Annotated in this window: 23 protein-coding genes and 4 pseudogenes; 14 read left to right on the top strand and 13 right to left on the bottom strand. The window is 65.5% G+C overall.

Translation table 11 applies throughout. The annotated features are described in order from the left end of the window. Nucleotides 1-184: 184 nt before the first annotated feature. A complete protein-coding gene (locus AC0IW9_RS26795) occupies nucleotides 185-895 on the top strand; it encodes an IS6 family transposase (RefSeq protein ID WP_471651355.1) in 711 nt (236 codons plus the stop codon). A 126-nt stretch (nucleotides 896-1,021) separates the two neighbouring features. Here the strand turns inward: AC0IW9_RS26795 and AC0IW9_RS26790 are convergent, their stop codons facing one another. Continuing rightward, nucleotides 1,022-1,909, bottom strand: coding sequence for a LysR family transcriptional regulator (locus tag AC0IW9_RS26790; protein ID WP_471651354.1), 888 nt, complete (start codon nucleotides 1,907-1,909; stop codon nucleotides 1,022-1,024). Between the two features lie 219 nt (nucleotides 1,910-2,128). Between AC0IW9_RS26790 and AC0IW9_RS26785 the strand changes: the two genes are divergently transcribed. The 8 genes and pseudogenes from AC0IW9_RS26785 to AC0IW9_RS26750 all read left to right on the top strand — a co-directional run. Further along, nucleotides 2,129-3,352, top strand: coding sequence for a YbfB/YjiJ family MFS transporter (locus AC0IW9_RS26785; RefSeq protein ID WP_471651353.1), 1,224 nt, complete (start codon nucleotides 2,129-2,131; stop codon nucleotides 3,350-3,352). Between the two features lie 191 nt (nucleotides 3,353-3,543). Next, nucleotides 3,544-4,689, top strand: coding sequence for a mandelate racemase/muconate lactonizing enzyme family protein (locus tag AC0IW9_RS26780; RefSeq protein WP_471651352.1), 1,146 nt, complete (start codon nucleotides 3,544-3,546; stop codon nucleotides 4,687-4,689). 193 nt (nucleotides 4,690-4,882) lie between these two features. Beyond that, complete coding sequence (locus AC0IW9_RS26775; protein ID WP_471651351.1) at nucleotides 4,883-5,347, top strand: hypothetical protein; 465 nt, start codon at nucleotides 4,883-4,885, stop codon at nucleotides 5,345-5,347. A 187-nt stretch (nucleotides 5,348-5,534) separates the two neighbouring features. Then, on the top strand, nucleotides 5,535-6,605 hold the full coding sequence (locus AC0IW9_RS26770; protein WP_471651350.1) for a WD40 repeat domain-containing protein: 1,071 nt from the start codon (nucleotides 5,535-5,537) through the stop codon (nucleotides 6,603-6,605). Between the two features lie 162 nt (nucleotides 6,606-6,767). Continuing rightward, nucleotides 6,768-7,031 (top strand): hypothetical protein, encoded by a 264-nt coding sequence (locus AC0IW9_RS26765; protein ID WP_471651349.1) that lies wholly within the window; start codon nucleotides 6,768-6,770, stop codon nucleotides 7,029-7,031. 183 nt (nucleotides 7,032-7,214) lie between these two features. Further along, on the top strand, nucleotides 7,215-8,003 hold the full coding sequence (locus tag AC0IW9_RS26760) for a hypothetical protein (protein WP_471651348.1): 789 nt from the start codon (nucleotides 7,215-7,217) through the stop codon (nucleotides 8,001-8,003). After that, on the top strand, nucleotides 7,985-8,317 hold the full coding sequence (locus AC0IW9_RS26755) for a hypothetical protein (protein WP_471651347.1): 333 nt from the start codon (nucleotides 7,985-7,987) through the stop codon (nucleotides 8,315-8,317). Before AC0IW9_RS26760 ends, AC0IW9_RS26755 begins: the two co-directional genes overlap by 19 nt. Before the next feature lie 118 nt (nucleotides 8,318-8,435). Further along, nucleotides 8,436-8,816 (top strand): annotated as a pseudogene (locus AC0IW9_RS26750) (transposase); the annotation flags it as partial. On the opposite strand, the gene AC0IW9_RS26745 reads toward AC0IW9_RS26750, so the two are convergent. Then, nucleotides 8,750-9,136 (bottom strand): SDR family NAD(P)-dependent oxidoreductase, encoded by a 387-nt coding sequence (locus AC0IW9_RS26745; RefSeq protein ID WP_471651346.1) that lies wholly within the window; start codon nucleotides 9,134-9,136, stop codon nucleotides 8,750-8,752. The pseudogene AC0IW9_RS26750 and the gene AC0IW9_RS26745 sit on opposite strands and share 67 nt — an antisense overlap. Nucleotides 9,137-9,318: 182 nt before the next feature. Between AC0IW9_RS26745 and AC0IW9_RS26740 the strand changes: the two are divergent. Then, nucleotides 9,319-9,581 (top strand): annotated as a pseudogene (locus tag AC0IW9_RS26740) (integrase core domain-containing protein); the annotation flags it as partial. 27 nt (nucleotides 9,582-9,608) lie between these two features. Here AC0IW9_RS26740 and recD2 read toward each other — a convergent pair. From recD2 to parS, 3 genes are all read right to left on the bottom strand, one after another. Further along, entirely contained in the window at nucleotides 9,609-11,744 is a 2,136-nt protein-coding gene (gene recD2 / locus AC0IW9_RS26735; RefSeq protein ID WP_471651377.1) for an SF1B family DNA helicase RecD2, read from the bottom strand. 175 nt (nucleotides 11,745-11,919) lie between these two features. After that, nucleotides 11,920-12,426 (bottom strand): RES family NAD+ phosphorylase, encoded by a 507-nt coding sequence (locus AC0IW9_RS26730; protein ID WP_471651345.1) that lies wholly within the window; start codon nucleotides 12,424-12,426, stop codon nucleotides 11,920-11,922. Beyond that, the gene (parS, locus tag AC0IW9_RS26725; RefSeq protein ID WP_471651344.1) at nucleotides 12,423-12,899 is read right to left on the bottom strand and encodes a type II RES/Xre toxin-antitoxin system antitoxin; all 477 of its coding nucleotides are present in this window, start codon (nucleotides 12,897-12,899) and stop codon (nucleotides 12,423-12,425) included. The genes AC0IW9_RS26730 and parS overlap by 4 nt, the downstream gene beginning before the upstream one ends. Nucleotides 12,900-13,030: 131 nt before the next feature. On the opposite strand from parS, the pseudogene AC0IW9_RS26720 reads away from it, so the two are divergent. Next, nucleotides 13,031-13,711 (top strand): annotated as a pseudogene (locus tag AC0IW9_RS26720) (IS6 family transposase). A gap of 192 nt (nucleotides 13,712-13,903) precedes the next feature. Here the strand turns inward: AC0IW9_RS26720 and AC0IW9_RS26715 are convergent. The 3 genes from AC0IW9_RS26715 to AC0IW9_RS26705 form a co-directional block, all read right to left on the bottom strand. Next, nucleotides 13,904-14,872 carry a replication protein RepA gene (locus tag AC0IW9_RS26715; RefSeq protein ID WP_471651343.1) on the bottom strand — a complete coding sequence of 323 codons (969 nt, stop codon included), beginning with the start codon at nucleotides 14,870-14,872 and terminating at the stop codon, nucleotides 13,904-13,906. Nucleotides 14,873-15,649: 777 nt separating this feature from the next. Next, nucleotides 15,650-16,207, bottom strand: coding sequence for a DUF3102 domain-containing protein (locus AC0IW9_RS26710; RefSeq protein WP_471651342.1), 558 nt, complete (start codon nucleotides 16,205-16,207; stop codon nucleotides 15,650-15,652). Next, complete coding sequence (locus AC0IW9_RS26705; RefSeq protein WP_471651341.1) at nucleotides 16,191-16,856, bottom strand: ParA family protein; 666 nt, start codon at nucleotides 16,854-16,856, stop codon at nucleotides 16,191-16,193. Before AC0IW9_RS26705 ends, AC0IW9_RS26710 begins: the two co-directional genes overlap by 17 nt. Nucleotides 16,857-17,338: 482 nt before the next feature. Between AC0IW9_RS26705 and AC0IW9_RS26700 the strand changes: the two genes are divergently transcribed. Together AC0IW9_RS26700 and AC0IW9_RS26695 are read left to right on the top strand one after the other, a co-directional pair. Beyond that, a complete protein-coding gene (locus AC0IW9_RS26700; protein ID WP_471651340.1) occupies nucleotides 17,339-17,578 on the top strand; it encodes a transposase in 240 nt (79 codons plus the stop codon). A 92-nt stretch (nucleotides 17,579-17,670) separates the two neighbouring features. Continuing rightward, a pseudogene (locus AC0IW9_RS26695) lies at nucleotides 17,671-18,059 on the top strand (hypothetical protein); the annotation flags it as partial. 366 nt (nucleotides 18,060-18,425) lie between these two features. Here AC0IW9_RS26695 and AC0IW9_RS26690 read toward each other — a convergent pair. From AC0IW9_RS26690 to AC0IW9_RS26670, 5 genes are all read right to left on the bottom strand, one after another. Continuing rightward, a complete protein-coding gene (locus tag AC0IW9_RS26690) occupies nucleotides 18,426-18,947 on the bottom strand; it encodes a hypothetical protein (protein ID WP_471651339.1) in 522 nt (173 codons plus the stop codon). A gap of 658 nt (nucleotides 18,948-19,605) precedes the next feature. Then, complete coding sequence (locus AC0IW9_RS26685; RefSeq protein ID WP_471651338.1) at nucleotides 19,606-20,412, bottom strand: IS5 family transposase; 807 nt, start codon at nucleotides 20,410-20,412, stop codon at nucleotides 19,606-19,608. A gap of 70 nt (nucleotides 20,413-20,482) precedes the next feature. After that, entirely contained in the window at nucleotides 20,483-21,613 is a 1,131-nt protein-coding gene (locus AC0IW9_RS26680) for a site-specific integrase (protein ID WP_471651337.1), read from the bottom strand. 590 nt (nucleotides 21,614-22,203) lie between these two features. Continuing rightward, complete coding sequence (locus AC0IW9_RS26675; RefSeq protein WP_471651336.1) at nucleotides 22,204-22,854, bottom strand: LysE family translocator; 651 nt, start codon at nucleotides 22,852-22,854, stop codon at nucleotides 22,204-22,206. 31 nt (nucleotides 22,855-22,885) lie between these two features. After that, nucleotides 22,886-23,509 carry an FMN-binding negative transcriptional regulator gene (locus AC0IW9_RS26670; RefSeq protein ID WP_471651335.1) on the bottom strand — a complete coding sequence of 208 codons (624 nt, stop codon included), beginning with the start codon at nucleotides 23,507-23,509 and terminating at the stop codon, nucleotides 22,886-22,888. A gap of 91 nt (nucleotides 23,510-23,600) precedes the next feature. Here AC0IW9_RS26670 and pdxR point away from each other — a divergent pair, with 91 nt between their 5' ends. Beyond that, nucleotides 23,601-24,716, top strand: coding sequence for a MocR-like pyridoxine biosynthesis transcription factor PdxR (gene pdxR, locus AC0IW9_RS26665; RefSeq protein ID WP_471651334.1), 1,116 nt, complete (start codon nucleotides 23,601-23,603; stop codon nucleotides 24,714-24,716). The last annotated feature ends 57 nt before the right edge of the window (nucleotides 24,717-24,773 follow it).

Below are 24,773 nucleotides of genomic sequence, written 5' to 3'. Positions count from 1 at the left end.
CGCTGAGGGGTCCAGAGGCATTGCAAAGGCGTCCGGCTGCCGGATGCGTTCAGGTAAGCTGCGATAGCAACATTCGTCGTCGCACCAGCGTCCCGTGCCTGTTGCATTAACGCCGCTGTAGCGGTGGGCATTGCCAAGTTGGCAGCCTCTGTTCGGAACGAAATGGCTGAGCCAAGCTGGCCATATGCAGCCTGACCTCCCCAGCTACCCTGGCTACCACTTCCCGGCCGAGATCATCAGTCACGCCGTATGGCTTTATCACGTCTTCAACCTCAGCCTGCGGGACGTCGAGTCGATCCTGGCCGAGCGGGGGATCGTGGTCACACATGAGAGCATCCGGCAGTGGGGCCTGAAGTTCGGGGCGGACTTCGCCCGAAAGCTACGCCGACGTCGGCCGAAGCCGGGCGACACCTGGCACCTTGATGAGGTCTTTCTGCGGATCAATGGTGTGCTGCACTACCTCTGGCGCGCGGTGGATCAGCATGGGGTCGTGCTCGACATCCTGGTGCAGCGGCGGCGGAACGCGACCGCGGCCAAGCGCTTCTTCAAACGCCTGCTGGCCGGCCTGAAGTACAAGCCGAAGCGCATCGTCACCGATGGCCTGCGCAGCTACGGCGCGGCGAAACGCGAGGTCTTACCCGATGTACGACACCGGACCAGCCGCTACCTCAACAATCGTGCCGAGAACTCACATCGCCCGACCCGGCGCCGCGAGCGCCAGATTCAACGCTTCAAGTCGCCTCGGCAGGCACAACGGTTCCTGTCGGCGCATAGCATGATCTACGAACACTTCCGACCGCGGCGGCACCTTATGACCGCCGCCCAGTACCAGCATGCCCGCGCTGAGGCTTTCGGGGTCTGGCAGCAGGAGACCTGCGCCCGGACGACGGTGTGACGGCGCAAGCCGTCACGCAATGCGGCCCAGTGCGGCTATTGAGCAAACAAGTTGGCAATGCCCGTGGGGCTAAAGCAATCGGCGATGTACCCCCGCCAGCAAGTCGACCAAGCCGCCATTGGCTGACTATTCGGCTGCTGCAGCCAAGGGATGATCGTTCCGGACCATGGCCAGGAAGGCGTCGAGGGCACTGGAGACATAAGTGTCGCGGCGGCGGACCAGCACCGTGGTGACCTTCGCCTCTGCCATAGGCAGGACATGCAGGTTCACTTGGCCCGCGCGTGCAGCCGCTTCGACCACAACCCGGGGCAGCAAGGTCACGCCAACCCCGGCCGCGACGCAACCCACGATGCCATCAAGGGTGCCGAACTCCAGCCGGCTCACGTCAGCAATGCCGCGGGCTGCCAAGATCGCCTCCAGTCGCTGCCTGTAGGAGCAACCGGCCCGGAACACCAATACCTTCAGCCTCCCTGCCCCAGTCAGAGCATCAGGGTCGCGCAGGTTCGGCGCGCTAACCAGCACCAGTTCCTCCTCAAAGGCAGCCACTTCTTCCAACTCGATATGCGCCACGGGGCCAGCAACCAGGGCGGCATCCAGCCGGTGCGCCAGCACCTCTTCCACCAGCGCCGCGGTGGGACCGGTGCTGACAACCAGCTCCACTTCCGGGCAAGCCCGTGCATAGGTGACAAGCAACGGCGGCAAGCGTATCGCCGCTGTCGTCTCCATCGCGCCCAGGCGGAATGGGCCACGCGGAGTGCCGTCATCGGCCGTAGCGCGGTGCGCTTCTGCAACTAGGGCCTGGACCCGGCCGGCGTAGGGCAGCAGGCGCTGCCCGGCCGCGGTGAGGACGACACCGCGGCTGTGCCGCTCGAACAGCCGAGCACCAAGTTCGAGCTCCAGCGCTTTCAGGCGTGCCGTAACATTGGACTGCACAGTGTTCATCGCCGCCGCAGCCCGGGTGACGCCGCCATGCCGGGCGATCGCCGCGAAAGTCTCCAGATCCACGAGTTCCATACTGTCTTCCCATCGCCTGAACAGATGGCTCCGATCATGACAAATCGTTTTTGGCCATGTCCAGTTCCAGGCAAGGTGGGCAGGATCCGGTGTCCGAGGAGCCGCCATGCCAATCTTAACCTGCCTGACAGCATTGCTCGGCATGAAGCACCCAATCCTGCTTGCGCCGGTGGATCCGATCGCCGTAGTTTCAAACCGTTATCGAATGGCACATCCCTGATGCCGTGCCTGCAAGGCAAGGCGGAGTCCGGTCCCGTCGCCCTTGCCCTGGGCGGCCTGCTGGCGCTGGCCTCGGCCATCGGCATTGGCCGCTTCGTCTACACGCCCATCCTGCCCGCCATGGTCGAGGGGCTGAGGATGGCGAACAGCGAGGCGGGCCTGATCGCCTCGGCCAACCTCGTCGGCTACCTGACCGGCGCGCTACTGGCCGCGGCGCCGCGCTTGCCGGGATCTCGGCGGACTTGGCTGCTCGGAGCGCTTGCCCTTGGCGCCGCCACCACGGGCGCCATGGGCCTCGTCTCCTCCCTGCCGGCCTTCCTCGCCCTGCGTGACATTGGCGGTGCCGCCAGTGCCTTCGTGCTCGTATTCGCCTCAGCGCTGGTGCTCGACCGCCTCGCGGCAGCAGGCCGGGGCAGCTTGTCGTCCTTGCATTTCGCCGGCGTCGGGGTTGGCATCGCGCTCTCGGCCGTTCTCGTCTCTTCGCTCCTGACGGCCGGGGCCGATTGGCCCCTCCTTTGGCTTGCGTCCGGTACGGCCGCCCTGGCGACCGTGCCGCTCGTGGCTTGGCTGGTCCCCGGGAGGGAAGCGCCGCGCGCTACGGCCACTCCGGCATCGTGGCCCGCCGGGCCCGCCACACCCCCTTCAATGACGCGTTGGACGCTGGCCTACGGTCTGTTCGGATTTGGCTACATCGTCACCGCGACCTTCCTAGTCGCCATCGTGCGGGCCAGCACTGAGATCCGTCCGATCGAGCCTTTCGTCTGGGTTATCGTCGGCATCATGGCCGCGCCCTCGGTCGCAGCCTGGGCGTGGCTTGGAACCCGCATAGGAATCTCGCGCGCCTTCGCAGTCGCTTGCCTGGTCGAAGCGGCAGGCGTGGCAGCAAGCGTGTTGTGGCCAACGGCGACGGGCGCGCTCATGGCGGCGGCGCTCCTGGGTGGGACATTCATGGGCATCACGGCCCTCGGTCTTGCAGGTGGGCGCCGGCTTGCCGGAGGAGACCCTCGCCGTGCCTTCGCTTTGCTGACCGCCAGTTTCAGCGTCGGGCAAATCGCGGGGCCCATGCTCGCGGGCTTCCTGCACGACCGGACAGTGGGGTTCGTATTGCCCTCTCTCCTCGCCGCCGGCGCACTTGTCGTCGCGGCGGTCCTGGGGATCGGAGTTAACATGCCGATGGCGATCGGAGGTCCTGGTCCCGCCACAGTGGACCGCTCCAGAGGCTGAGAAGATGCGCCGCTGCAGCAGCAGGCGAAGCGACCCGATTCATCCGGGATCCTGCGGGGGCACCCTTCGAAGCGTTCAGTCGGCGATGTCACAGCAAAAGTTAGAACTTTGGCAAGCCTTCCCGTGCCGGTGCAAGCAGGACCTATGCTGCTGATGATATCAGAATAACCCAACGCCAGACCGGAGGAACCATGTCCGCGCACATCATCCGCGCCGAGAGCTTCGTCTGCCGTGCGCCCATTGCCGTGCCCGTCGTCAATGCTTTCGGCTCCATGGCGGAGCGGGTCGCGGTTTTCGTCCGCCTCACCGACGCGGATGGCGTGACCGGCTGGGGCGAGATCTGGTCCAACTTCCCGACCATCGGCGCGGAGCACCGGGCACGGCTGTTCGACGCCTTCATCGCGCCCCGCCTGCTCGGCCGCAGCATCAGCGATCCCGCAGCCTTCTGGGCGGAGGCAGATCGGGCGCTGCACCTTTGGGGCTTGCAGGCTGGCGAGCCAGGGGCGTTCTCGGCCGCCCTCGCCGGCGCCGACCTGGCGCTGCACGACCTGCTGGCACGTCGGGCCGGCCTCCCGCTTTGGCGCTGGTGGGGCGGGACCAACAGCGGCCCGGTGCCGGTCTATGCCAGCGGCCTCAATCCGGATGCGCAGGCACTGGCACAGGTGGAAGATGCGCGTGCCGTCGGCCATCGCGCCTTCAAGGTCAAGATCGGCTTCGGCGAGGCGCGTGACATCGCTACGTTGCGCCCGGTCTTTAACGGCCGGCAGGCTGATGAGCGGGTGATGGTGGACATCAACCAAGGCTGGGAGCTGCCGACCGCGACGCGGATGGTTCGTGCCCTCGGTGAGTTCCCGCTGAGCTGGATCGAGGAGCCGCTCGCCGCCGACCGGCCGGCCTGGGAATGGGCGCAGGTGGTCGGCAATAGCCTGGCGCCGTTGGCGGCGGGGGAGAATCTGCGAGGCACGTTGGACTTCCATCAGGTGCTTGCGAGCTACCATCTTGGCGTTGTGCAGCCGGATTGCTGCAAATGGGGCGGCGCCTCGGCCACGCTGCCGGTGGCGCGCGCCATCGTGGCGTCGGGCCGGGCCTATTGCCCACACTTTCTGGGTGGCGGCATCGGGCAGCTCGCCTCATTGCACCTGCTTGCTGCCGTCCGCGGCAATGGCATGCTGGAGATGGACGCGAACCCCAATCCGCTGCGCAGCCTGCTGGTCGACCCAGTTCTGCGGGTGGCGGAAGGGATGGTGGCCGTACCGGCAGGGCCTGGCCTCGGTATCGAACCCGAAATCCAGACTTTCGAGCAGTACCTTGTCTCGATGACTTCCCAAAGCACCTGACCCGCCTCACGCAGGCGGGCACCCCCGCCCATGTGGCCGAAACTCTGCCTTCCCACACGACCTCTTCAAGGGCCGCTTCGGTCGCCTATTGCGCTCAATCTGGCGCCGGGGAGAGTAGAAAGTAGTGGGCGCTGACAAACTCTTGCCATCGACGCGAATGGCACCCGTAGTCGTTTGGAAATAGGAGCTTGCATTGACGCTACGCGGTTGGGCGACCTTCGCATGGCAGGCCGATTATGGTCAGTTCTATTTGATCGATCCCGAAGATACGGCCTTTCTGCCGCCTACGGAGATCACGGCTGAGATGGAAACGCGCCGTCTCCACGAGATCCCATGCGGCATCGTGATCTACACGGAGGGTTGCCTGCAGCAGCTCATCCGCATCGCCATATACGATACCGAGCCTGATCATCCATCGGAGGATCCAATAAATGGTGAGCGATGGACCCAGGTAGAGATGAGCAAGGCGAAATTTCCTTCGCGGAAATTTACGATCTCAAGTCCTTCCATGCCCGGTCCCTTGCCCGGTGGTCCATTCTTCTTCCTCGACACCGTCACTTACAAGATCCGCGTCAGCTGGAAAGAATTTCAGGGCAGCCGGGACGACAGCGTACCCGTCGAACCCGACGTAATAGCGCTTACATTATGGCCTGGCTGAACCCCATGCGATGGGCACCGCCACGTTGGCAGCGGTGCGTTTACTGCAGATGACAGCACCGCTTCACCCCGGCCTCCCCATACGCCAGTGTGAGCAAGCAGCAGACGGAAAGGTCGGGATGCCCCACGTTAGATTCCTTCACGATCCGTCAGTGGGAGAGACTTGGACGGCGCGCCTTGACGGCGCCTTGACCGAGGTCCGCAAAGACGTGCCGGGGCGTGAGAGGATCTCCACTCGGAACCACGACGATGCGGAGGCCGCGCATCGCTGGGTGGTCAAGGAGGAGTGGGCTCGCCTGAAGAAGGGCATGGTGCTGCTCGACCCCAACGCTGCTCCGGGTGCGCCGCGCCTGCACCGCTTCGTTGGTGGCCCCTACACCGGCGCCATGGCCATTGCCCCGGTCGACGACGGCGGTTTCGTCTGGAATCGTTTCGCGGAGCCGGACGGAGAGCACTCTGCAGGGAGCGACGCGATGGTCCACGTTGGCCCCGACGGGGGGATCACGGCCGGCTTCATGTTGCCGGTTGTGGGACTTATCTGGAAGGCCGCGCGGGTGCCTGACACCGACGCGGTGCTGCTGCAGGTCGACGGTGGTATCGTGCGATGGAAAATGGGGGCCGGTACCGCCGAGGAGGTTCTGCCGTATCGACCCAACCCTGGCTTTCTCGGTGTCGGGGGAGACCGCCTCGCCGGCTACGACGGCGCCGACGTGGTGGTGCTCGACCTCAATGGTGGTGCCGAGCTTCTGCGCATCCCGGCGCAGGCGGAGCTGCACGGGGGCCATTCCTTACAGATGGAGGGCACTCTGTCCGGGGACGGCCGCCTGCTGGCGCTGTGCGCGCGGCCTGGGGAGATCACCATCTTCGACGTGGTGTCGAGAAAGCCGCGCCTGACCCTTCGCGGCGACTTCGTCATGGTGCGCCAGATGGAGTTTTTACCGGACGGCCACCAGCTGCTGGTGGCCGAAAATTATGGACGCTGGTCGCTGCGATGCCTCGACCTCCGCACCGGTCAGCCCGCCCCGGACTGGACGGAGCTGCGGATCGACGGGGGCACTGTCGCACTGTCCCCCTCGGGCGACCGCGTCGCCGTGGCGCGGCGCGACCGTATCTCGATCCACGACCTGGGCCAGAACGGGCGACCGCGCGACTTCGCGCTGGAGCACACTGTCAAGCGCTGCGCGATGGCCTGGATTGCCGACGACGCCCTGGCGGTTCGGACCGACCTCGGCTGCGCCAGCATCTACGCTGTACCCTGAGCCGGGTTCGACCTGGAACGGACACATGCAAGATCAAGTCCTCAGAGCTTTCGGACCAGCGCTCGCCACGCGTATCATCCCCCAATGGCCCGATACAGTCCCTACTACCGGCGCCCTCCAGGCCAGGAACCCAGATACACTCTGGCGGACACGAGAACGCTTGTGACCGAACGCGATTATCGGTTCAGCCTCTACGCAGTCGACGTCATGGTTTCGAACGGACTGACAGGGCGCCACGTTCTCGCAGTTCCCGTCGCAGTCAGCGCCGTATCAATCACGGTAGGGGTGCTGTTGACTGAAGAAGACTCCCTGAAGGTCGATGCAGGCGAGATCGAGGCGATCGCATCCCTCGCAAATGCCGTACAGGGCAGTTACCGGCGCTTTCGCACGTTTCCCGCGAACGAGTTAGGTCGTTTCGTTCTTTAGCGACCCTGGACGGTCATTTGGCATCGCCTCATTGATCACTCGCCATCATCGACTTTGTGCAGCAGAGGCGTCGGGCGCACGATGTGGCCCAGGCCCACGTGTTTTTCGATGAGGACAGAGGTGAGATCCAAACCATAGTCCAAGTCTTGTAAGTTCTCGGCACTGTGTTCTGCTTCCCCCACCATGGCTAACCGCGTCTACCTCGAGCTTCGTGGCTCCGACCTGTCCATCCTCGCCGAGGAGGATGAGGAGGCCGTTGCCTGCCTGGCAGCCAACAACAGCCTGCCCCTATTCTGGCTCACCCTGATACGAGAGGAGCACGTCGGAGCAGCCTGGGAGGAGGAGGTTCGCAGCGCTTTCGCAAACCCGGACGAGGACGCTCTAGAGCCGATCCGCCTCAGCTGGGGGGAGGCTCAGTCAAACCTCGCCGCGGCCCGCGCGGCGGCCGAGGCACGACTGCCGGGCCTGTTCCCTCGGCTCCGCGATTGGGAAGCCGGGCTCGTGACCCTGGCCGGCCGAGGCCCCGCGCAGGAAGTGCGTCTCTGCCTCGCCGAGCACGCCAACTTCTACGACGACGCGAATGGCTTCATCGGCCGGGTGCGGGAGGTCGTGCGGCTCTGGCACGGGACGGACCAGCCCACCCTGCCACCCGTGGGAGATGACGTGTCCGACCTGACAGGCTTCGTCTGGCTGACCGACGAACCGTTCCCGGCCGTCCTCCCCACCTGGGAGTCTGGCCGCCCCGTCCCCGGATGGCCGGCGGACGACACCGGCCCGCCCGCACAGGGACGCGCGGTTGGGCAGGTCGCGGAGTGGGCCATGGTGGCGCTCTTCTCCTTCATCGTCATCGGCGCCGCCCTGCTCGGCGCGCTGTACCTGGGGTCGGGCGGGATGTGGATGGGCGGTGTGGGCGGCTTCCTGGTAGCGGCGGCCGTGGTCTGGCGATGGGCCAAGTGGTCCACATCGCGATGACAGAAGGGCGTGCTCTGGAAAAGGCTCGTCGCCTCCTGATCCTGCTCGGCTTCGTGGCGCAAGCCTCCCTCCTCTTTGGCCACCGATCCGAACTGAGAAGCCTCGCCGGTGGATATACGGGGGGGATGTCGCTTGAGTACGTCGTATTCCTTCTCGTCCCAGGCCTCGTAACCCTTGCGGGGGTCGCCCTCGTCACCGCCGCCCGTCGTCGGCATCTAATAGCGGCCTGGGCCTCGGTGGGCACGTCTCTCCTGATCCTGTCGGCATGGTGTGTCGCCGCGCTGTACGTGACGTTCAATCCATTGGAGTTCTGAAGCTGTGGCCGTGTCCCCGGACGTGATGTAGGAGGATGTTACCGTAACGGTGGCGGCCATCGCGGTAGTCCTTGGTAGGGTTGTGTTGCGACACGCAACTCTGACCAAGGACACCACGATGACCGACGATAGGATCGCCCTTCGGGAGCTTCTGGAGAAGGGCTCCGACGCGACTTTCCTGCGGGAGATGATTGGCTTCGCCGCCCATCGGCTGATGGAGCTGGATGCTAAGGGAGCCTGCGGTGCTGGCCATGGTGAGCGCAGCGCCGAGCGGGTGAACCAGCGGAACGGCAACCGCGAGCGGGACTGGCAGACCCGGACTGGAACCGTTGAGCTGCGCATTCCGAAGCTGCGGCGTGGCTCCTACTTCCCGGCCTTCCTGGAGCCCCGGCGGCTGGCGGAGAAGGCGCTGACCGCGGTCATCCAGGAGGCCTATGTCCAAGGCATCTCGACCCGCTCGGTGGACGACTTGGTCCGTGCCATGGGCATGGAGGGCATCAGGTTGATATCGAGCACCGCGTCCCAGGCCGCGGCATCGGCCTCCATCAGCGGGGTCGGCGTGGTGACGCCGGCATTGTTGACCAGCGCCAGGACGGGGGGGAAGCGTTCCGCGACATCGGCAAAGAAGGCATCGATCGCCGCAGGATCGGCGATGTCGAGCGGCAGAAAGGTCGCGCCGATTTCGCGGGCCGTCGTCTCGCCGAGAACGGTTTCCCGGTCTGCCAGAATGATATGCTGGTAGCGGCCGTGCAGGGCTTCCGCCGTTGCGCGTCCCAGGCCACGCGCCCCGCCGGTGATCACCACTGTTCCTTGGACCATGACGGCGCCCTCCCCTCTCCGCCGGCGGCCGTGGTTCACGGGGGCGGCGGGATGTCTGCAGGGCCGTTGGCTGGCATCGCTCCGCGGTCAAGCATAGGCATGGTGGAACAGCCTGGCTAGAGCAGGGCGGTCTGTCAGCGCTCACGCCAGACATGACAACGCGAGATGCAGGACGAGTGCAAGCTAGCCGCGGCGTGCAAGTCGCAGCGCATGGATACCGCAAGCGATTGCGCCAGCACGGTATCCTTTGCTCCATGAGTCGCAAGGGAATTGTTGGGACAACGCGCCGATGGAGAGCTTCTATGCCATGCTGAAGGGCGAACTCGTCGAGCAGCGCGACTACCTAACGCATGCCGAAGCCAGGGCTGACATATTCCAGTTCCTGGAAGGCTGGTACAATCGCCGCCGCTTGCATTCGGCACTGGGCTATTTCACACCAGAGTAGAAGTTGGCGGCTTTCCATGCGGCTACATCAGCTGCGCAACACTGTCCGTGAAGACGGGGCAAGGCCGCCATGTTGCTTGGCATCAGGACCGGCACCTCCCATCCATTCGCCGAGTTTGGACCAGCGCCGTCGGGCGCTGCCGTTCCTCACCGCGATCGCCAGCGCCCGGCGCTGCCCGACCAGCACCGCCAGGCGCTTGCCGCGGGTAACGCCGGTGTAGAGCAGGTTGCGTGCCAGCATGCTGTAGTGCTGGGTGCTCAGCGGGATCACCACCGCCGGGTATTCCGAGCCCTGGCTCTTGTGGATCGTGGTGGCATAGGCCAGCACCAGCTCGGCCTCCTCCGGGTCGATCGCCGTGACCACGCCGAGGTCGCCGTTGTAGACATCCCGCTCGTAGTCGTTGGTCACCTGCATCACCTTGTCGCCGACGCCGTAGCTCCAGCCGAAGCGCTCGACCCGAAGCTCGCCGGGCGGGTTCAGCGCCTGCTGCAAGGCGATGTTCAGCGAGCGGGCGCCGAGGCCACCGCGGTTCATCGGGCAGAGCACCTGGATGTCGCGGATCGGGTCGAGACCGAAGCGCGCCGGGATCCGGCTGCCGACCACCGCCAGCAGCTTGCGGACCCCCTCCTCCGGATCGGCGGCCTCGACGAAGAAGAAGTCCGAGCCCTCGACCGCTTCAAGCTCGGGCATCCGGCCAGCGTTGATGCGGTGGGCATTGACGATCACCTGGCTGCTGGCGGCCTGGCGGAACACCTCGGTCAGTCGCACCACCGGCAGGGCGCCGGAGCCGATAATGTCGGCCAGCACCTGCCCCGGCCCCACCGAGGGCAGCTGGTCGACATCGCCGACCAACAGGAGCGCCGCCTCGGTCGGCAAGGCCCGCAGCAGGGCCCGCATCAGCGGCACGTCCACCATCGAGGCCTCGTCCACTACCAGCAGCTGGCAGGCCAGCGGGGTCTCCTCGCCCCGCTTGAAGCCCCCGGCCTTGGGGTCGGCCTCGAGCAGGCGGTGGATGGTCCGCGCCTCCAGCTCGGTGCTCTCGCTCAGCCGCTTGGCCGCCCGCCCGGTCGGGGCGCAGAGCGCCACCTCCACCGCCTTGGCCCGCAGCACCTGCAGGATGGAGTTCACCAGCGTCGTCTTGCCCACGCCCGGGCCGCCGGTGATCACCACCACCTTGGCTTGCAGCGCCAGCTGCAGCGCTTCGCGCTGGCTGGGCGCCAGTGCCAGCCCGGTGCGGCCCTCGACCCAGGGGATGGCCTTGCCGGCGTCGATTACCGGCCAAGGCGGCTGTCCCTGGGCCAGGGCCTGCAGCCGCTCGGCGATGCCCTGCTCGGCCCGGTACAGCCCGGCCAGGAAGACGCAGGGCTCGCTGGCCAGGGTATCGGCCACCACCTCGCCTGCCTCGAGCTCCAGCGCGAGCGCCTGCCGCACCAGCGCCGGCTCCACCGCCAGCAGCGTGCTCGCCAGGGTGCCCAGCTCGGCCACCGGCAGGCCGCAATGCCCCTCCCCCGTCGCCTCGGCCAGGGCGAAGGAGATGCCGGCTCGCACCCGGATCATCGCCGTCGGCGCGATGCCGAGCTTCTGGGCGACGAGGTCGGCGGTGCGAAAGCCGATGCCGCGGATATCCCGGGCCAGGCGGTAGGGGTTGTCGGTGATGACCTGCACGGCAGTGGCGCCGTAGGTCTTGAAGATCCGCACCGCCCGGGAGGTGCCGACGCCGTGGGCGTGCAGGAACAGCATGATCTCGCGGATGGCCTTCTGGTCGGCCCAGCCGGCGACGATGCGGTCAGCGCGCCTGGGGCCGATGCCGGTGACCTCGCGCAGCCGGTGCGGCGCGGCCTCGATCAGCTCGAACACCGTAGCGCCGAAGGCCTGCACCAGCTTCCTGGCATAGCTCGGGCCGATGCCGCGGATCATGCCGGAGCCGAGGTACTTCTCGATGCCCTCGAGCGTGGTCGGCTGGGTGGCCTTGAGGAAGCCGGCCTTGAACTGCAGGCCGTGGGTGCGGTCGTTGATCCAGCTGCCCGAGAGCTGGACCCACTCCCCGGCCGAGATGGCGGCGGCATGCCCGACCACGGTGACCAGGTCCCGTTGCCCCCGCGCCTTGACCCGCAGGACGCAGAAGCCGGTCTCGGCATTGTGGTAGGTCACCCGTTCCACCAGCCAGCCAGGGCCTCAGGCCGTGTCCACCAAGGTGGAGCCGGACACCGGGGAAGAGGCTCAGGGAGCGATGAAGGCGGAACGACATGCTCTCTTGTTGGCATATCGGTAGAACAGCTGGGGCAGTTTGGCGTCGGGCGCGCGCATGTAAGCGGGTATCAGGCACACCCGGACGGCTCTATGGAACTGGAGGGTGCAACCGCGTGTCGAGGGCGAATGGTTCTTGGCAACGGGGGGCGTACCGCCCTGACGCCTTGGCAGGGTCGAAGACCAAGTTCCAGCTGTAGGCAGACACTGCACTGGGGATTGCCACGAACGGGTACTTGGCGAGCAGGCCGTCGCCGAACGACTGCTGTCCGGCTCCGGGGACACCGGACCGCAGCCAGTTCGGGTTCGGCAGGTCGGCGGGCTGGACCATGTGCACGTCCGCCGGGTCCAGGATCGTCGCCGAGGTGAGGACGTGTGGCACCGTGTCGAGGGTGCGGAATCCCTTGTGGACGGCCACCTCCAGGATAGCAGTCGAGGGGTCAAGAGAGCAGTAGACGGCGCGGACACCGCGGCTGTTCCAGCGGCCGCCCACGCGGAAGGCGCCCTCGCCGCTGTCCCACGTCTGGGCGTGACGGGCGTCATCGAGGCGCCAGGCAACGAGATCGGACCCTCCGAGCAGCGGCGGCAGCGAGATCACGTGTAGACGCCGAACTCCATGCGCTCCAGTAGCTCCTCCACCAGGCGCCGCCCTTCCGGCGTGGGCAGCAGGTCCAATGGCCGGCGCTGCTCGAGAGCGGTGGCTGGTCTGGCCAGCCATCCCTCCGCATTTTGCTTGGAGCCGAGGACGGAGGTAGCCTTCTCCAAGATCTCCGCGAATTCCCAGACCCGCCCGCTCTGCTCCTGGCTGAGCGGCCTGGTGGGGGCGTCCCTGTGGCGCTGGAATGTCCGAAGGCTGATCCCGAGCGCCTTCTCCATGGAGGCGGGCTGCCGCAGGAACTCGATGCCCTCGACCAAGTGCCTCAATGCTGCGGCCGGGAGCCCGTGGAGAATGAGCTCATGGACCTCGAGCCGACTGCTCGGCTGGCGGTGGAGGACCCGCCGCCCACCAAGCAGCGAAGCCACTCGCTGGAAATGTGGTTCCTTCTCGGCAACCGCCTCACCCGATGGCATGGTCGTATCCTCTTGGCGTCATTTGTCGCTCAATACATGACACCTGTCGTCAGTTGGTTCAAGGAGGCTTCAGGGCACCGTCAGGTTGAGCCGGGCTTGGCTGCCCGGGACTGGTCCGGTAGACGGCCGTTATGAGCCCGCCAGTCGCCAAGTCGCCCTATGCCGGCTATCGCTTCCCGGCCGAGGTGATCAGCCAGGCGGTGTGGCTGTATTTCGCTTCCCCTCAGCCTACGCATCGTCGAGGAGATGCTGGAGGCACGTGGCATCGTGGTCAGCCACGAGACCGTCCGGCAGTGGGGCGCTCAGATCGACCAGGAGTTCGCCAACCGGATCAGTCGGCGACTGCCCCGCGCCGGAGACAAGTGGCACCTCGACGAGGTTGCTACCACGATCGCCGGGGTACAGCACTGGCTCTGGCGTGCCGTGGATCAGGCCGGGTTGGTGCTCGACGTGCTGGTGCAGAGCAGGTGCGACAAGCGGGCTGCCGAGCGCCTGCTGCGGAAGTTGTTGAACCGGCAATGCCGGGCGACGCGGGTTATGATTACCGACGAGCTCCAAGTTATGGAGTGACCAAGCGGGAGGTGATGCCAGGGGTCGAGTACCGCCAGCACAGGGGGCTTAACAACCGGGCCGAGAATTCACATCAGCCGACGCGACGACGAGAACGGCAAATGAAGCGCTCTAGGTCGCCTCGGCAGACACAATGCTTCCCCTCCACGCACGATCAGATCGCCAACCTTTTTCATCTTCGCCGCCACCACGTCACCGCCATCCAGTATCGTGTCGAAAGCGCACGGACGTTTGAGGTGTAGGCGGATATCAGCGGGGTCGCCGCCGCGGCCTGAACTCTGCTGAACATCGCTTTGGGCATGTCAGCGCGGTGACCAAAGACCGGCAAGTTGACGGTGCCGTATGCTGCACTACCTTTGGCGTGCGGTAGACCGGCAGACTAGCACGGGGTAGTGCTCTACATCCTGGTGCAGGATGGGCGTTGGGTGGGGGGATCACTCCGGACGTCTAATTGCGATGATTTTATGGGCAACTGGCGGCCTGGAAGGGTAGAGCACGACTCCCTCATCCGCTAGTTCCACGCGGGCATCAGGGTAAGCTGCAACCGCCGGTGCGATCCACCGGCGGAAATCCCGGCGGAAGGTATGCATTTCCGCATAGCCGCCACCAAATTGCTCTTTTAGGGCGGCCCACCTGACAGGGGTCGCCCCCTTCAGGGTATGCAGCCGGTAAGCCAGCCAGATGTAGAGGTCGAGGGACACGCTCAGGCCGGATAGCTTACGCAAAGCGGTTTCCCGCAGTGGAACTGGATGCTGGCGTAGGGCATCCCAAAACACTTCGTCCAGCACTACTCTGTCTTCCCACAAGTCTCCCTGGCGCGTGTCGGTGTCGGCACCGCGGTCATGGAAGCGCAGACCCGAGCGCACGAAGCCGCCCTTAGTCCAGCCGTCGGCGGTATCGCCTTCCCAGTAGAATTTGAGGGAGCAGGTAGCGATTCGATTTGCTTGCTCGCGGAGAGCCTTACCCGTTTCGCCGCCCCAGGTGAGCCCCATCCTTCCGAGCCAGTCACGCATACTGCGTCCGAGTTCGACTTCGCGACTATTCGTTCGAATAGCCTGGGTTTGCAGGTAGAGCAGAATCATCCGGGCGCGGGCGCCATAGGGCACGCCCATGAGCACTGGCTTTCCTTTGCCGTTCTTCGAACGGATGAAGCCCGGTTCGACTGATAGCACAACGCGATGACCGCGCTTCTCCCAGACCTGATCGTCTGCCAGTCGCTTGTGTGGCAAGCCCGTCAGACAAAAACCGGTATAGGTGATGCCGATCCGGCCAGCATCGTCGGCAAGGACCTCTGCAGCGATGTCGACCAAGCCGCGCTGCTCAGGCTGGACCATCTCGCGTGCCTGCACTCGGCCATGAACGAGGACCAGCTTGCGTGCCCCGTGATCCGCGTCCTGTGCCATGTCCCTATCCCAAAGCGTGTTCGACCATGGCGACGCTGCATCCACCACGTCAACGGGGGGATCACTCCGGAGGCTAGTAGGAGAGTATTTGGAGTCTAGCTAGTAGAAGTATGGAGTGATCCCCCCAGGGAAAAGCCCGATTCCCGGAGTATTCCCCCCATTCGGCATGAGTGATCGCCCCAGGATAACCTTGCAGGTTGTGGGTCGAAGCGTCCGGAGTAATCCCCCCATCTCCTTCCCGATTCGTCGTCGGCCCGGAGTAATCCCCCCTTAGCGGCATTTGGTCGCAACAGGAGCGTTCCGGCATGTCCCTCTGCTCTGCCTAGGCCCCATTCTGATTGAGCAGTCGGACGAGTGGGCCACCCGGCGAACCTGCTATATGACCTTGGAGGCCATCGACACCATCAGCGATACTGCCCCCATCAGATTGCCTGCCCCGGAATTCCGACAAAGCAGCCCAGCCAACCCAGAAGCATCGCTCCTACACCAAGCGATGGATCACGATCCGAGCCCAGCAGGAATGAACTCGCAGCGGTTAGGGTAGCGCTGACATAAGCGTGGTCCATTTGCCAGACCGAAGGCATGATTACCAAGCTGAACTGGTCAAACGCTAAGAGTATAGTCTCATGCTACTCGACGTACTTAACATCCATCGTCGTGGCCGCATGAAGCGCAAAGATGCCTACACCGGGAGCAAGTCAGATCCATCGTTCAATGTTGGAGTATAGGTCCACAACGACGTGCCTAAATTTGTTAAATGCGCCGCATCCACATCACTCATTCCGCCAATTCAGCCTCAAGTCGGGCGATCTCCTTCTCCAATTTGGTGCGCTCCTTTCTAAGGCGTGCTAATCGTTCCTGAATACTGGACGACTCGTTGCCTGCTCTTCTCCGCCTCCATTCGATCAACTCCGCACGCTTTAGTTCAGGCCTAATCAGGCCCTCCTTTTTTGCTGCTTCGAGGATCGGCGCCTTTAGCGTGGAAAGCAGGTAAATTGTAGAATACGAACCAGGCAGACGTTCCATCGGAACTGCCCCGCCCATCGCCCAGCGCGCGGCTTCGCGTAGTTGATAGGCGGTGCGGCTGGAGAACGGCAGTTCTGCCTCGACCGCGGCCATGTATTCTCCATGCTGCAGCATGTCCTTTGCGCGGATCAGCAGCCGTCCAATTTCAAGAAACGCACCCTGTGCCCGACTCCAAAGTCGCGAAATCTCCGAAACGTACTCCTGCGGAAGCCGCGGCTCTGATCTTATTGTCTGCAGCGCCTGAACCCTGGCGTCGCCCTCGATTAGGACAGGCAGCGGCGGTGCATCTAATTTAAGCCGTCGCGACATGCTTTTTTCCTTTCATCACGTCACGGCCCCAAATTTTTCCACGCACGAAGCTCCAAACTGCTTGTATCTCGTCGGCACCGACATGTCCTGGCACGTCGATAAGCCCAAGTCCTTTGGCCCCAGCGCGGGCATAATCCGTCCGATCCGCTACTTCGACCGGGCAGAGCTCCCCAGCATCGAGCAGGAAGGATTTCACTGCGTTGATGTTCACGCGTGGCTTGACGAAGTTTAGCACCGCCACGGCAGGCCGTTTTTCCTCCCGCAAATGCTTGAGAAAGGGCGCTACAGATTCGGCATCATCGAACGTGGCACGGGTAGGCACCACGATCAGGTCCGCTTTGGCCAGTAGGGCTTGAAACGCAGCCGGCTGTGTTTCGATAGACGGTGGTGTGTCAATGAAAAGTGCATCGTAGCCTTCCATTTCTGCATCATCGAGCAAAGCGTCCGCTTCCGACCAAGCCACCTTGAAGTGTGGAATCATTGGTGCAGTCTTAGGCCTACGCCGTGACCAGATGGTTAGGGTGGCTTGTGGGTCTAAATCGGCAGTGACCGTCTTAAGGCCGCTATGGGCCGCAGCGACAGCAAGGTTGCGACAAAGCGTTGTTTTACCGACGCCACCCTTCCCGGCTGCGAGCAGAATCCGCTTCATGCCGTTCCTTAATGACTGTTGTAACCTGTGTTTAGCCGTGGTGAATGCGTCCGCGCAACCTCCACAAAACACTGACCGGTTAAACGTTCTCGTTGTATGCAGAAGCAAGAAGGGTAACGCGAGGCCTAGCAGCACGTTAACCAAGTCGGCGTTTAGTCGAGCGGGTCCGTCTGGATGCTTAAGGACGAGGACGGCGCACTGGTCCTGGGTCGCCAGTAGAAAGTGGCAACTAACCCACCATCCGGCATCAGAATGGTACCAGCCCGGGCAGGTCCATTCGCAGGCCGGCTGGGCTAAGGCCTGCTGGGTGGTGGCGCTGCGGCTGCCGGCGGCGTAGTTGACGCCGCGGGCGACGGTACTGGTCGCCAGCAGGCCGCGCAGCGACCGCGCCTTGATCGACTGGTCCGCCTGTGACCCACGGCCAAGGGCGAGATTGACCCCGGCGGTGACTTGCCTGTCCCCCTAGGAGTAACCCTTCGCCTGTGAGAAGCCGGTACGACCATGGAAGGGACGGCTATGGCAGGGAAGCAGAGCACGCCGGAGCAGATCATCGCCAAGCTGTGTTAGGTCGGAGTGCTGACGGCACAGGCAAGCCGGTGGCCGAAGCGGTCCGGGCGCTTGGGGTGACTGAGCCGACCTACTATCGTTGGCGGTCAGAGCACGGCGGGCTGCAGCTCGACCATATGAAGCGGGTAAAGCAGCTGGAGGCGGAGAACAAGTGACTGCGGAAGGCGGTGGTGGACCCGGCGGTGGAAAAGGTCATCCTGGAGGGCACGGGGCAATTCCCCGCACCATCGGGAAACTTCTGAGCGCCGCACGTTGTCAGGCCTGCATCGAGCATGTCACGACCAGGCTGGGCACCTCGGAACGGCTTCCCTGCCAGGTGCTGGGTCAGCACCGCTCGATGCAGTGCAAGGCGCCGAGCAGGCCCTACGACAAAGCGGCGCTGCGCGGAGAAATCATTGCTACGGCCAAGTTGTATGGCCGGTATGGCTACCGCCGGGGTCACGGCGCTGTTGCGGACGGCAGGCTGGTGCACCAACCACAAGCTAGCTTGGGCGCAGTGATCGATGTGCTGGCCGACCTGTTCATCGCCCGCGGCGCGCCCACGTACATTCGGTCGGACAACAGCCCCGAGTTCGTGGCCAAGGCGGTGCAGGCTTGGATCACCGGCATCGGCGCAGGACGGCCTACATCGCGCCGGTTGAGGACGCGGTGATAGCAGACGAACCGTCGCTCCCGGCCGAGCCTGGTAATCCGCAGGATGATGGCCACCGGGCGCCGGCCGGGCGTCAGGATCGCTCCGAGCAGCAGCACCTCCGCATGCCGCCAATTCCGTTGCCGGAAGAGTGGCGCAAAGCATAGGATCACCGCGGCGAAACGGGCTAGCAAACGCAGCATGGTGGCGATCCTGTGGTTGGGACATTGCCAGCCTAGCCGACCTCTCGCGTCGCCGCCTCAGCACATGGAAAATGGCCAAAATCGAGCTCGAGCCGACTGTCCAAAGCGGCTGTGAGCCAAGCCGATGGTGCAGGGGCTTTATGAATTGGCGGCCTCACCGCCCCTTCATCAGCCACAGGCGGCGCAGGTCATGAAACCGCGTTTTTCACGTGCGGGCTCGACCAGATAGCCACAGCGAAAACAGTTAGCGCCGGTATCCTCGGCGGCAAAGGGATCAGCAAAGGCACGTTCGGGTGGTTTCGGCTTCGCTGCTGCCGTCGGCAATAGAGGCGGCGGAACAGGCAGGGATGGTGGCTCAATCGGCGCCAGCAAAGGCTCCCAACCCGCCATCACATGGCCGACCGGCGGGGCAGGATCTGGTGACGCGGCGGGCGCCTCGAGTGGCGGCGACACCGGCGCGGACCGGGCCTGGAAGCCCTCCGGCCAGCTTGCGGCATACGTGGAAGCCCGCTCCGGGCGCGGCGCCTCCGGCCGCCGGTCCGAGTGGCGATGGACGACCTCGACTACGCGGCTCTGGGCTGTGGCCGTGCCCCGGCGCCGCGTCGTGACGTGCAGCAGTTCCTTATCCTCAGGGGCTGGGTGAGACCCTGGTGGGGTCATGCGGGCAAAGACGCGATCAGCTTCGGACATGCGGCTCCCAAGAGGCTAGGTTTATCTAACTGGAGCCACAGCGGCGGTCTGCAAACAGTGTTGTCAGTACAGGTGACGTCTTATCGCCGCGGCTATAGCTTGCTGGAAAAGCTAGTATAGCAGATATCGGTTGCCATCCCGACGTTACCATTCGCAATAGAGGTACACCACGTCGGCGTCCGACCCGGCTTTGGTCAGACCATCACCTCGTCGCGGACCTCTACAAAAATGTTTGTCTTCTTGGACACTGGCGCCTCGGATTTGCGCCAGCCATGGGGGCCGAGCTGCGCCCACATCATGTTGCCAGCGGCCCAAGCGTCTTCCGCGGACCGGTAGCTATGTCCGGAGCGATGCAGAGCGTCCGGTCGGTTGCCCTCGTAGATGGCCCAGATCCAGGGTCTTGGCAGGCGTCCTGCCCGCTCCACCCTGACGATGAACTCACATGTCGGCACGCCGCCAAGGGGCGGGTCACTCTGCAACAGGGCCATACCGGCAGTATTTTCTTTTCTTGGACAGGCTTCGATCGCTGGGACAACACCGGCGCAGTGGCCATCGGAAGGCAAGGGCTGCCATCGGCAATTCCGGACCTGATTACGCCTGTGCCTAAGGCGTGATCAGCGCCTCCATCGGGGAATGCCCGGTGCCGTCCTAGAGGCTGTTATGAACCTCCGTTCAGTTGCGCGGCCTGTTTGAGCATGAGGCAAACGAAGGCGACGAGGTGAAGGCCGGCGAGGGTGCTGGCATATCCCTTGTAGTCCTTCACCAGGCGGCGAAAGCGAGTGGCCCACGCGAAGGACCGCTCGACCACCCAGCGCCGCGGCAGCAGCACGAAGCCACGCTTGGCGTCTGCCAGCTTCACCACCTCGAGCTTGATGCCATGCGCCTTGGCGGCGTCGGCGGCTTTCGGGCCGGTGTAGCCCTGGTCGACATAGGCCAGGTCGACGCTCTGGCCGGTGGAAGCCCGCACGGCCTGAGCCAGCCGGCCCACCTCGGCCCGATCGTCTGTGCTGGCCGGCGTCACGTGCATCGCCGGCAAATGGCCGAGCGTGTCGACTGCCAGATGCAGCTTGGAGCCCTTCTTGCGCTTGGCCCCGTCATAGCCTGCCCGCGCGCCGCTCTCCGGCGAGGAACGGAGGGTGCGGCTGTCCAGGATGGCAGCACTGGGCTGGGCTTTGCGCCCAGCGGCAACCCGCAACACGGTGCGCAGATCCTCGGCCAGTGCCGCAAAACAGCCTGCCGCCAGCCAGCGCTGGGCCTGCTGGTAGACCGCCGCCCAGGGCGGCAGGTCATTCGGCATCCAGCGCCACGGCGCCCCGGTCTTGATCACATAGCGCAGGCCGTTGAATACCTCGCGCAGCGCATGCTCCCGCTGCCCGGCCGCTTCAGGCATCAGGGTCAGGTAGGGCGCAACCAACGCCCATTCATCATCGGAGACATCAGACGGGTAAGGCTTGCGGGCATCCATGTCCCGCAGCCTGATCATCACCCAGCCAATGGTCCATAACAGCCTCTAGACCTAAAATGCATGTCTCGCTTCAGCCAGCGTCCTCCTCCCTGTTTTGAGCATCCTCCCAGACCTTCTGCGAGGCGTTGTTGCGCCAGAGCTCGGCGGGCCGGAGGTAGCCAAGTGCCACCTCGGCGGAGCGGTGGCGGGTCTGGCGCATGACCGCGGCGAGATCGGCGCCGGCCTCGCCAGCGGCGGTGGCGAGGCCGGCGCGGAGCGAGTGGCCGGAGTAACCCTCGGGGTTGGCCAGGCCGGCGTCGCGGGCGGCCTGCTTAACCAGCCGCCAGACGGCCTTGTCGGAGAGGCCGGTGGTGGAGAGCCGGCTCGCCTTGCTCAGCCCGACAAAGATCTGCAGCGCCGCATCCGAAGCGCCGCCGGTGTGGTCGCTGCCGCCCCGGCGAAAGCCCAACCAAGCCTCGAGCGCCCGGGCTGGACAAAGGCTGGGCTCCTTCGGATTGGCCGAGAGGGCGATGGCCTGGCCGGCGCCACGCTGGTCGGTCTTCGAGCGGCGGATCAGCAGGCGGAGGCCGCGCTGCGGCACCACCTCGACATCGCCGAGCGCCAGCCCGACCAGCTCCGAGCGGCGCAGCGCCCCGGCGAAGCCCAGCAGCAGCAGCGCCCGGTCACGGGCGCCGAGCGGGGTCTCCGGCCCCGGCCGGGAGGCGAGCATCCGCCGCAGCACGTCCGGCCCTGCGGCTGTCGCCTGCTTCGCCGGGCGGGAGCCCTTGGTGCGGGCGATGCCCTCAAGCAGCATGACCAGCCGCGGGTGGCGGAGGTCGAGGGCGATCCCGGCGAGGCGATGGGCGGCCTGGATGGCGGCCAGGGCCACGCGCAGGCTGGAGAGGCTGAGGCCGCGGTCGGCGGCGTGGACGGCGTACATAGCGATGGTCTCGGGGTCGCCGGCGAGCGGCGGCCGGCCGAGGCCACTGCACCAGGCCTCATAGGCCCGCCAGGCGGAGCGGTAGGTGCGGCGGGTGCCGTCGCCGTGGGCCCGCGTCGCATAGACCGCGGCGCGGGCGGCCAGCGCCTGCAGCATCGCGGCCTGCTCGGGGCTGCCGGGCACCTGGAGGTCGCCGAGCAGGCTGGTGGAGAGGGTGACGGTGCCCGGGCCTGGGAGGGGCTCTGTCGGCAGGGCAGGGGGCTCGGCGGCGGGGTCAGGCATGCATCGATGCTAGCGCCGTAGCATCACGTCCGCAAAGCCGTTAGTGGACGTAATCTATTGGCCACTTGTCGCCCTATGACGTGCAATCGCATATACTCGTGGTTGCTATTCCTATGCCGGTAATGGGAGCTGTAATCGATTCCAATCTAATCCTTCAGTGGCACGTGGCAGTGCTGTTTGTCGTATCGTTCTGCTTCTACGCGGCAGTTCTCAAGGCCGTCTTCATGCTGGGGCGATGGCTACTGGGATGAAGGAACGGGGGAGGCGGTTTGCTGATGGCAAGCGCCGCTAGAAGGCGCGCTTCCATCCCGCCCCGTTTGCCATAGAAGGCGGATTGCTGGCGGCAGTTCCGTAACCACTCGCTACCGCATTTCGCTTCGCTCGGTCATTGGCTCTTGCTCCGAATGCGGTCGCGGGCGCCGAGCGAGGTTTCCAACTCCGGCCGAGTAGCGAGCATCCACCGCAACGCCTCGGGCTCGGCGGCGGTCGCCTGCTTCCCCGGGCGGCTGCCCTTCGAGCCTGTCTCTGAATGGTCCCGGAGTGTCCGAAATGGGTGGTTTGAAAACCTTGGCCTAGCCACCGAAGCGCGATCAACCCGTAGGGCGCTTTGCCAGTGCTAAGCCGATGCCCAGGGCAATCATCGCGGCTCCCGAGCCTTCCCGGAGACGGCGGATCAGGGCAGGACACGCTGCGGCGCCGCTTCGAATCCCACCCGCCGCGAAGGCCACCACGACGTCTGCGGCGGTGTTGAGCGCGACCGACACGAAGCCCAGCACCATGAACTGCAGGGCCACAGAGCCGATAGCCGGGTCCACGAACTGCGGCACGAAGGCGAGGAAGAATGCGGCAGTCTTGGGGTTCAGCGCCTCGACCAGCACGCCCTCGCGGAAAGCGCGGCGAGGTCCGATCGGCGGCGCCACGGCCCCCCCCGCCAGGGCCGTCGAAGCATCCCGGCGCGCCGCCTGGATGGTGCGGAAGCCGATCCAGACCAGATAGGCGGCCCCGACCAGCTTCAACGCCGTGAACAGCTCGGCGCTCGCCAGCACGACGGCCGACACGCCCAGGCTCCCCGCGAGCACGTGGACCATGCCTCCCAGGCCGGTGCCGAAGCTGGAGGCCACGCCCTCGGCACGGCCACCAGCGAGCGTGCGTGCGGCGACATAGAAGATGCCTGGGCCGGGCGTGACGGCGAGTAGCAGGGAGGCGGCGAAGTAGAGCGCGAGTTGGGTCAGGTCGGGCACGGTGATAGCTCTTGTGAAGGGTGGAGAGGGTTCAGGTCGGGATCAGGACCGCGGCAGCGCGGTCGGAGGACCGCTCGCTCGCGGCGAGGCCGGCGGCGACGCCGGCCCGATCCTCCGCGCTGCGGTTCTGGCTCATCTTGCGCTTGCCCTCGATCCGCTCGATCGGCAGCCGCAGCCCGACGATGCCACGAAGCTGCGCGCGGATGAAGTCCGGAGGCGCGTCGGACACCGCCCAGGGCGTCGGCCGGCCGCCCTCGTGCAGTTTGGTCAGGCGGCGCACGGCGTCCAGCAGCCGCACCGGATCCTCGAAGAACTCGGCGGTGCCGTAGGCATGGACGGCGACGTAGTTCCAGGTGGGCACGACTTTCCCGTGCTCGCGCTTCGTCGCGTACCAGGAAGGCGTGATGTAGGCGTCTGGTCCCGCGAAGATCGCCATGGCCGGCCCGACCGGGGCCTGCTTCCACTGCGGGTTGGCCCGTGCCAGGTGGCCGTAGAGGGTGCCGTGCGGGCCTTCGTCGGGCACGAGGAACAGCGGCAGCGGCGTCGCCATCAGTCCTTCCGCGGTCGCCGTGACGAGGTTGGCCAGACGCGCCTCGCGGATCACGCCGTGCAAGGCTGACAGATCGTCTTCGCGAAAGGCGGGCGGGACGTACATGGGCGCGGCTCCTGGCTCGCCCCCGGTATGCCCTGGCCACTGGCCCATGTAGAATAGCCAGTTTTTTCCAAATCGACTAAGCCAGTTGGGTATGCCTTGGTCATCTTCCTCGGCCCAGGATCGCGTCACGCAGCGGATCAGCGAAGCCATCAAGGGCCAGATCGCCTCCGGCCTTCTCGGCCCCGGTGCGATGCTACCCTCCACTCGGTCGCTCGCGGCGGAATGGGGCGTCTCGCGCACAACCGTCACCCTCGCCTACGAACAACTCATCGCAGAGGGCTATCTGGAGGTGCGCCAGGGTGCCCGGGCGCGCGTGGCGCAGGGGGTTGGCCCCTCTCGGCCCCCGACGAGGCGGCAGGCTTCTCTTACGCCGCCCGGCCACCTGTCGGCCTTCGCACGCCGGCTGGAGGGCTTCGTGGCGCCCTCCTCTCCCGCGGATCGCGTGCCGGGCTTCGTGGACTTCCGCTACGGCGACCTATCCGCCGAGGATTTCCCCGTGCTGGCTTGGAAGAAGGCGGTCGATGCCGCCCTGCTGCGGCGCCCGGCTCGCCTCCGGTACGGCGATCCCGGCGGTCATCCGGCGCTACGCGACGCCCTGCAAGGCTATCTCTGGCGCGCCCGGGGCCTTCGGTGCGAGCCGGCACAGGTCATCGTGGTCAACGGCTCGCAGCAGGGCCTGGATCTCTGCGCGCGGCTGTTGCTCGATCCCGGCGACCGGGCCGTGATGGAGGAGCCCGGCTACCACTTGGCGCGGCAGGCCCTAGGGGCGACCGGAGCGGAGGTCCTTCCCGTGGCCGTGGACGGTGACGGCCTGCGAACCGCAGAACTGCCCGCGGCACGGCTGGCCTTCGTCACACCCTCCCATCAGTTCCCGCTTGGCGGTGTCCTGCCTGCCGGGCGGCGGCGGGAGCTGTTGGCCTGGGCGCAAAACCACGACGCCCACATCATCGAGGACGACTACGACGGCGAGTACCGCTACGACATCAGCCCCATCCCATCCTTGCAGTCGATGGACGAGGCCGGCCGGGTCATCTACCTCGGCACCGTCTCCAAGACGCTCTCGCCCACCCTACGCCTCGGCTACCTCGTCGTCCCGCCTGGACTGTCGGACCTTTTTTCCCGCGCGAAGCGCCTGACCGACCGACACGCGCCCGGCCTGGAGCAGGAGGCCCTGGCCACGCTGATCGCTAGTGTCCTGATTCCGTAGTTCCTCCGATCTGTTGGGAACGGAGGCAGAAGCGCTGGATGGCGGCGAGGATGTCGT

This window comes from Belnapia sp. AC561 (assembly GCF_979252845.1).
The sequence above is the reverse complement of the archived record's forward strand: the minus strand, read 5'-3'. Positions and strand labels throughout refer to the sequence as shown.